This window comes from Crenothrix polyspora (assembly GCF_900163755.1).
In the GTDB taxonomy this organism is placed as follows: domain Bacteria; phylum Pseudomonadota; class Gammaproteobacteria; order Methylococcales; family Methylomonadaceae; genus Crenothrix; species Crenothrix polyspora.
Map to the genome: position 1 here is coordinate 1 of NZ_FUKI01000055.1, position 8,425 is coordinate 8,425.

Here is an 8,425-nt window from a genome sequence, read left to right on the forward strand (position 1 = left end):
TCATGCTTCGACAAGCTCAGCACGAACGGTGGCTGTAACTGTCCTAAGTTAAAAACGCTGTAACTGCCTTACAGCGCATTTTTTGATATGGATCAAAATCAAAACCGCCAAAAAATGCTAAAAGTAACCTTACGCGACATAGTCGCATTTGTTTTTTATCATAAACTTTTAACACACTATAAGGAAAAAAGTATGACATTAAATCGTAAATTGATTATTAACACTGTTGCTTTGGCGATTGTCAGTTTTTCGCTGTCTTCAGCTTATGCAGCAACCAAGCCAGCTGGTATTGCAGTGTTTGCCTTACCAACGGGACCTGCAAAAACGTTCAGCGTCAAAAAATCATCTTGGCGTGATCCAGCCTTTGGCGACATGGGTTGGTCGCACAGTTCCAGCTGGGGCAAAATTACCACAAAAATGCAAAATGTAACAGTGACCATTAAAATGGTCGCTAAAACGGCTGGATTACATCCTGGCATTACGGTTTGGTATCGTGGTAAAGACGATACCGCGCCCGATACTTACGTGGCTGATCACTTCTACCCGCAAAATGCCAATGTCTATGAATCTGGCGCAAAAGATGAAACAACGAATAAAGATCTGGGTACTATTGCAATGAAAGTTGTGGCTTACGGCTATGACGGTGATGGCCATAAAGATTACGGACTCAATGATGATGGCAGCAAAATACTAACACCACCTGAAGGTATGAAGGCTATTAAAGACAAAATTTCGGGTACAGTAACACTCAGCTTTAAAGCGGTTAAAGCCGGTACTTACATGTTTGCGGTTGGAGGATTTAATCCTGCCGCAGGCGTTAACGGTGCAATTAATCACAATATAGTCACAACACTGAGCATTAAGCATTAAGACGCAACCCAATTGAATCGGCAGTTGACCACAGTTAGCTGCCGATTTTTTAGACATAACTCAGATTTGGCCAGCCTATCTACAGCAATAAATCGTCATTATAATGACAGTTTTAAAGCTATTTTTAGCGGTAGATTTTATACAATTTACTTAACCCATAAACAGATGACTGCATTTTTATCGACCAAAATTAACTCTCATTATCGCACGGCTTTTTTACTGGCTATCGTGATATTGCCGCCAACCTCGGTTTGTGCCCATGATGCGACACCTATTTCGTTAAAAGGCGTTAAAGTGCCGGTAACACCTGGGTTATTGGACGGAAAGACACCGATTGTAATCAATAAAGCCGTTGCCATACAATTGGGTAAAGCGTTATTTTGGGATACGCAGGTCGGCAGTGATGGTATGGCGTGTGGCAGTTGTCATTTTCATGCAGGCGCAGATGGTCGAGTGATTAATCAGCTCTCAACCGGCGCATTGCACACTAAAACGAAAACAGCCCAAACCTTTCAGCGCACGGCAACCGCTGGCGCAGGGGGGGTTAATTATAAAATACGTATCAGCGATTTTCCGTTTTATCAATTCAGCGACCCTACTGACAAAGATTCAAAAGTGGTCTTTTCTACTGACGATGTATTTTCTTCGGCTGGGGTATTTCTCAGAAACTTTAAGCAAGCAAATCCTCGCGATATGACACAGGATACTTGCACCTCCCAAGACGATACTATTTACCACCGTGGTGATTTAAATGCCCGTCAATCACAAGATCGGCATACGCCGTCGGTGCTTAACAGTGGCTATAATTTCCGCAACTTTTGGGATGGCAGGGCTAATAATATTTTTAACGGCGTATCACCTTACGGTGTGCGCGATAAAAACGCAGGTATTTGGGTGGCACAAGCTGATGGCACTGTGCGTAAACAAGCCCTGCGACTTGAAAATGCGTCGTTAGCCTCACAAGCCACAGCACCGGCTATCAGCGCCACAGAAATGTCTTGCAGCCAAAGAAAATTTCCAGATATTGCCCGTAAGCTACTTAAACAGCACCCGTTACGTAATCAAGATGTACATCCACAAGACAGTGTTTTGGCAGGGCTGCGTTTGTCTAACAGCAAAGGCCTTAAAACCACTTATGAGGCGCTGATAAAAAAATCATTTGCCTCGCGCTATTGGTCGGGGAAAGGTGTATTTGGTAAGCCTAGTGCTAAAACAGCACCCGCTTACACACAAATAGAAGCCAATTTTTCATTGTTTTTTGGCTTAGCCTTACAGCTTTACCAACAAACGTTGGTGTCTGATCAAGCACCCTTTGATGCGCCGCGCAACGTGGGTGATCCTGACATTCCTAAAGGCTTTAATACGCAACAAGTGCGCGGCATGAAGCTGTTTTTAGATGCCCATTGTGCGACCTGTCATAAAGGCCCTACATTATCTTCGGCGGCTAATCCCAGTATTTATAACGTACCAGGGCCTGATAAGGGCTTGGTGATTCGCAGAACACTTAACGGTGCATTTACCGACAACGGTGTCGTTTTTGGCATGATGGACGAAGGCTTTTTTAATACCAGCGTCACACCTACCAGCTACGATTTAGGGGTGGGCGGTAACGATCCGTTCGGTAATCCGTTGGCCTTTAGCACACAGTACATGCAAACGTTATTAACACACAAAGTCATGATTGATCCATTGATTGTGAAATCATGTAATCTGGATAATCCATTTGCCAAAGATTACAAAGCACATGAATTAATTGACGACGTGAAAGGCAAGCAAAACTGCGCGAGTCGTGGTGTATACGCCAAGCTACCTAAAGCATCGGTATTATTGGCAGAAATGAAGAAGAAAGAGCAAGGCCGCGCTCTGGTAGCAGTGAACGGCGCTTTTAAAGTGCCCTCCTTACGTAACGTAGAGCTAACTGGCCCCTACATGCACAACGGCAGTATGTTGACACTGGAACAAGTGATTGATTTTTACTTCCGTGGTGGTAACGTCAATAACCCGCATCATTTTGCTACACTGGTGTTTCCACAAGGTATTTCTACAGAGGACAAAGCAGATTTAGTCGCATTTTTAAAATCGTTAACCGATGAGCGAGTACGCTGGGAAAAAGCCCCGTTTGATCACCCGCAGATTTTAGTGCCGCATGGCCATCAAGAAACAGCCGATCCACACAATCTCACGCAGTTAAAAGACAATTTCTTGCATATTCCAGCCATCGGTAAGCACGGCCGTAGTCGTCTTTTAGGGCCATTAAAACCTTTTGCAAGTTATTTAAATCGATAACTAAGATCATACAGGACGACACCAAGCTGTCGTCCTGTACGGGTAAGGGTGTGTTTCAAATTAAAACGCCTGTTTTAATGCACATTATGTTCCTCGTCGATATGCTCCCAATCGACCAAAAATAACAGCATGAGTATTGAAAATACTATGATGGAAATCATGAGATTATCCTCAAGTTAAGTGAACTGCATTGGTTTGCCGAAACGTTCCTCGGCACTAATAAACAAGCATTAATTATGCCAATAAAAAGTTAGCACCTCCAATACCCTCAGAGGCCGCAGCAGCTATAGCAATACGCTGTTTTGTCCAATCATTTCAACATAATGTTATTTTAAAAAAGCCAACCAACGTAGTGCGTTACCTCATCAAACCGCACTAAAATGGTGGTATTTTTGAACAGGTAATTGATTGTCTTGTCCCAAAGGTATAACATCCAAAACAAGCCTTAGTTATTGATGCGGCAGGTTGGTTGTTAAGCAAAGTAATACACAGGAGACTACACATGAACACTATTCAAAGAGTACTTCCTATATTAAAGATTGTGTCGGTAGCACTGCTGCTATTTAGCAGTACCAGCAAAATTTACGCAGCTAATAAAGATTGCTGGGTAGATATGTTTGAAGAGGCGCAATATGCCGGTAAACATTTGCTCATTGAAGGCGCAACCGAGTTGGCTGATTTAACTAACATTAACGGTGACAATTGGGATAAGCGCATTCATAGCTTAAAAGTAGGATCAGCCGCTAAAGTAACGGTTTATCAGAATCAACGTTTTGAATTAACCGTACCTCAAGTAGCCAAAAATCCGGATTTATTGCGCTCACTGGGTGTAACTGAACAAGATGTCAAAGAAGATTCCGAGCTTATTTTTATCGCCAACAAACAAGTTCACGATCTGGGTGATTTTAATTTTCATAAAAAAATTAGATCATTAAAGCTGGAATGCATATCGCCCTAATTGTAGAGCGAGTAATCAATAAAAAACAATTTGAACAATGCGTCTCGTAGGGTGGCTGTGTTACACCTATCCACCCTGCGAAGATCGTTTCACTATTAAGTTTGCATTTTCAATATCCACAACAACCGCTTTGTCTATGCTACCTTCTTATTGCCCCCTCCCTTAGCTAAATCCCACCAAGGTAATACGACAAAACCTTTCGAAATACCCAAAAATATCAAATTTCAATTTTTTGGAGAGCAAATATGGCAACAAAAGACGATTTTTTTAACAACACCGCCACCACAGGCACGTTAGTTATTCCCGTTACTGGCACAAGTTCTGTTGCGGGCGTTACTGAAAAAGCAGGGGATCGTGATTGGTTTAAAGTAACGTTAACGGCAGGCAAACACTATGTTTTTGCATTTGATGAACCTAATCGCCCAGGTTCACTGATAATTCATAATGCAGCAGGGCAAATGCTTCAAGCAGATCATTTTAATGAATTTATGTATGGCACTAGTGTGTCATTTTTTACGCCTAAAAAATCGGGTATTTATTATGTAGATGCTTCATCTGGATTTTCACACACTCATCCTAATAACTATACCGTATTTGCCAGTGAAAAAAAATCGGACGATTACGGTGATTTTATTAACACAGCTCACCAGATCAGCTTAATTCCCGACCAAACAATTTCTATTAAAGGACAAATAGAAACAAAGTATGACCAAGATTGGTTTAAGGTTAGCTTACTTGCTGGCAAGACTTATTATTTTAGTCATAATGAGAACGACAAGCTACTAAGCCCCCACTTTAATTTATATGCTAAATCAGGCAATAATATTTATTTAGAGAGTGATTGGTATCATACCAATAGTGCATTTTATACAGTTAGCCATTCTGATACTTATTATCTCAAGGTAACCGATTTTTGGGGGCATGATACGGGAGCCTATCAATTTAACATAGGCCCTAGTCCTGATGACTACCCAGATCATGCTTCAAATCTCAAGCCCGTGGTTATTGGTAATGTGGCTACTATTTCCAGACATGAAGATTTTTCGGGGGATCACGATTGGATTCCGGTGCAACTGACAGCGGGCAAAAGTTATGTTACACAGGGCTCAATGACTATTGATTTACGCAACGCCCAAGGGCAATTAATTCCTCATGGCGAAAACAAGGGTAGCAACGTTACCTTTTCAGTGCCCGATTCAGGGCTTTATTATCTGGATGTGTCAGGTTATCTGAGATTAACAAATCCTATATCAATTAAAATAACGACTTATCGTGATGATTATGCTGACAATGTTGATAGTAATGGATATTTGCGTTCACCCAATCTGCAAGGTGTGTCCATTCGTGGCGCTATTGAAGTTGTGGGTGATCACGATTGGATAAAAGTACCTTTGGTTGCCGGCAGCCCGTATCTTTTTGTTGTTAACCCAACCGGTACGCAAACTACTTCAGAATTTCCAACACTGCATTTATATGATGCTACTGGAAAATTGATACCAACGCATACTGGGCAAGCTATTTCATTTACCGCGCCGTCTTCTGGGGATTATTATCTGGATGTAGCCGGTGTGGTTAAAGAAAATAGTTATCCCCTAGCTACTGATCTAGCTACTGATGCACAATACAAAGGCACTTATGCTGTAAGCGCTGGCCAACTAAATGATGACTACGGTAATACCATAGCCACAGCTGGAAAACTTAACTTAAGCAGTATCGAGCAAATGCCCAGCCATTTAACGGGGCATATTGAAGCCGATGCTGATCATGACTGGGTAGCCGTTAATTTGCTGGCTCATAAAACGTATCGTTTTACGCTAAATGACATAGCCAGTAAATCGGATACTTTTGGCTTGGCTTTGCATGATGCTAAAGGCACATTAATTAACAAAGGTACAGGAGATGGCGGTGAGTCTGGCTCTACGGCAACCTATACGCCAACACATTCTGGGACCTATTATTTGGATATCAGTGCGGCAAAAGCCACTGTAACCGGCTATTACACAGTGCAAATACAAAATATTAAAGATGATTATCCTGATCATATCAGTGATATAACACCTTTAAAACCTGGTGTTGCCGTAGAAGGACAAGATAATTTTACAGGTGATCATGACTGGTTGCCCTTCCAAGTTGAAGTGGGCAAAACCTATCATATTTTTTTGGATGTCATTGAAACCTACGAGCTTGATGATGATCCAAACATGAACCCACCACCGAGCGTTGGAACTTTCATTATCCATGATGCTGATGGCGTGGTCATTCCAAATGGAAATGCCGTGTTTAAAGAAGGCGCACATTACTTTCAATTTACAGCACCAAAATCTGGTCTGTTTTATGCCGACATTGCGCTAGAATCTTATGAGTTCAGCGATAGAGATTCGCCAACTTTTTTCGAATTAACCATCGACACCCACCGAGACGATTATACGGCTGATACATCAACGCTTGGCAAACTTGCCTTGTCCGCAAATAGGTTACACACAGTGACAGGAAGCTGGGAAAATATTGGTCCCACAACTGCGACTGATGCAGATTGGTTTAAGGTCAGTTTACAAGCAGGCCAGCATTACACCTTTGCGCTAAATATCCACAATACTTTGGGTTACGCTAATAATTTATCAGTATTTGATGCAAGCGGTAAAACGATTAATTCCGTTACCACCTCAGACAATAGCGTTTCGTTTGTTGCAACAAGTACCGGAAGTTATTATTTAAGCGTCAATAACCATCTAAAAGATACCCAGTATGAGGGTGCAGTCCACTATACCTTAAGCGGACAACAAGGCGTTGCTATGGGCAGCGCTGGAATTGATATTTTGACAGGAGGCAGTAATGCTGATTTGCTGTATGGCCGAAATGGCGATGATACGTTTAATGGTCGAGCCGGTGATGATATTTTAAACGGTGGTGCTGGCAAGGATATTATGCGTGGCGGTTATGGTAATGACAGCTATTATGTCGATAACCCTTCCGATATTATTAAAGAAACCTCGTCTATTACAACGGAAATCGATACGATTTACAGCACGTCTAGTTACAGATTACCGGCTAATGTGGAAAATCTTGTTCTACAACGGACGGAGGGAAAAGATATTTTTGGTATAGGCAACAACCTTAATAATACATTAACGGCACAATCTTATGTTAAGCAAACACTAAGAGGTGGTCAAGGTAACGATACCTTAATCAGCCAGGGGAATCTGGTAACCGCTTTTGGCGATGCCGGTAATGATAGCTTTATCGGTAGCGGTCATTTTATTGGCGGTAACGGTAAGGATAATTACAATTTAAACGGAAAATATGACAGCACCATAACAATAGCCAAAAATGATAGCGTGCCAACGGATTTTGATGTGATCCAACATTTTTCCTTATTAACTACTTATCCAGACAGATCTAAGTATAGTCATATTGTAGGCGATACACTTGATTTAACCAGTATAAACATTACAGCCGACGTGGCTTCAACTAATGGCAAAAATAGTGGTTTGCTTCACAGTCATCATATTAATCAAGGCTTAATCAGCTTTGATAACCTTGATACTTACAAAACTCCTTTGGAAATTACCGCCAATCAAATTTCTGATGCTATTAAATACTTACAAATCAATATCACCAAGCTGGGTGATACCGTAGCCTTTGTTGCAAATAGCGATACTTATGTGTTCCAAAATGACAATGTTAACGATACCTTAGTAAGGCTAACAGGTATCACAGCTTCAGGTCTTAATAACACGTATGATCCGTATGATAATTATAGTATAGGTTTACGTTAAAACGCTACACAGAAACAAACTACGGCGCACTGCGCAAGAACTTACAAGCAAAAAAAAACCCAAGCCATTGACTTGGGTTTTTGATTTAAGAGCTTGGCAATTCCCTACTTTCGCATGGCAAACTGCCACACTATCATCGGCGCTAAACGGTTTCACTTCCGAGTTCGGGATGGGATCGGGTGGTTCACATTCGCTATGGTCACCAAGCAAACTGGTGTAGTCAGTGCTGTTTCAACTGACTGTCATACAACAAATCTAAGTTTACCCCTGAAGGCTGTCTTAAATTTGCTTCTGGAAATCTGTAACTTTATGGTCTGACTTGCGATAGTCTTTGATACGTCAACACAAAACCCATTGGGTGTTATATGGTCAAGCCTCACGGGCAATTAGTACACGTTAGCTACACACATTACTGCGCTTCCACACCGTGCCTATCAACGTCGTAGTCTTCGACGGCCCTTCAGGGAACTTAAAGTCCCAGTGAGAACTCATCTTGGGAGGGGCTTCCCGCTTAGATGCTTTCAGCGGTTATCCT

Annotated in this window: 4 protein-coding genes and 2 rRNA genes; 4 read left to right on the forward strand and 2 right to left on the reverse strand. The window is 41.8% G+C overall.

Features of this window, described 5'->3' with window-relative positions; translation table 11 throughout:
- Positions 1-192: 192 nt before the first annotated feature.
- The 4 genes from corA (at position 193) to CRENPOLYSF2_RS03360 (ending at position 7,890) form a co-directional block, all read left to right on the forward strand.
- Positions 193-870, forward strand: a complete 678-nt coding sequence (corA, locus tag CRENPOLYSF2_RS03345) for a copper(I)-binding protein CorA (protein WP_140396780.1) — start codon at positions 193-195, stop codon at positions 868-870.
- Between the two features lie 165 nt (positions 871-1,035).
- Complete coding sequence (locus CRENPOLYSF2_RS03350; protein ID WP_087142554.1) at positions 1,036-3,156, forward strand: cytochrome-c peroxidase; 2,121 nt, start codon at positions 1,036-1,038, stop codon at positions 3,154-3,156.
- 502 nt (positions 3,157-3,658) lie between these two features.
- Positions 3,659-4,114: a hypothetical protein gene (locus CRENPOLYSF2_RS03355; protein WP_087142552.1), complete on the forward strand. Its 456-nt coding sequence runs from the start codon at positions 3,659-3,661 to the stop codon at positions 4,112-4,114.
- 245 nt (positions 4,115-4,359) lie between these two features.
- Entirely contained in the window at positions 4,360-7,890 is a 3,531-nt protein-coding gene (locus CRENPOLYSF2_RS03360) for a calcium-binding protein (RefSeq protein ID WP_087142553.1), read from the forward strand.
- Positions 7,891-7,981: 91 nt separating this feature from the next.
- Here the strand turns inward: CRENPOLYSF2_RS03360 and rrf are convergent.
- Both rrf and CRENPOLYSF2_RS03370 read right to left on the reverse strand, forming a co-directional pair.
- A 5S ribosomal RNA gene (rrf, locus tag CRENPOLYSF2_RS03365) occupies positions 7,982-8,097 on the reverse strand.
- 158 nt (positions 8,098-8,255) lie between these two features.
- A 23S ribosomal RNA gene (locus CRENPOLYSF2_RS03370) occupies positions 8,256-8,425 on the reverse strand; the annotation flags it as partial.

Bases quoted from the DNA above. Each gene is read 5' to 3' on its own strand.
- corA (WP_140396780.1), top strand. From the start codon at position 193: ATGACATTAAATCGTAAATTGATTATTAACACTGTTGCTTTGGCGATT.
- CRENPOLYSF2_RS03350 (WP_087142554.1), top strand. From the start codon at position 1,036: ATGACTGCATTTTTATCGACCAAAATTAACTCTCATTATCGCACGGCT.
- CRENPOLYSF2_RS03355 (WP_087142552.1), top strand. From the start codon at position 3,659: ATGAACACTATTCAAAGAGTACTTCCTATATTAAAGATTGTGTCGGTA.
- CRENPOLYSF2_RS03360 (WP_087142553.1), top strand. From the start codon at position 4,360: ATGGCAACAAAAGACGATTTTTTTAACAACACCGCCACCACAGGCACG.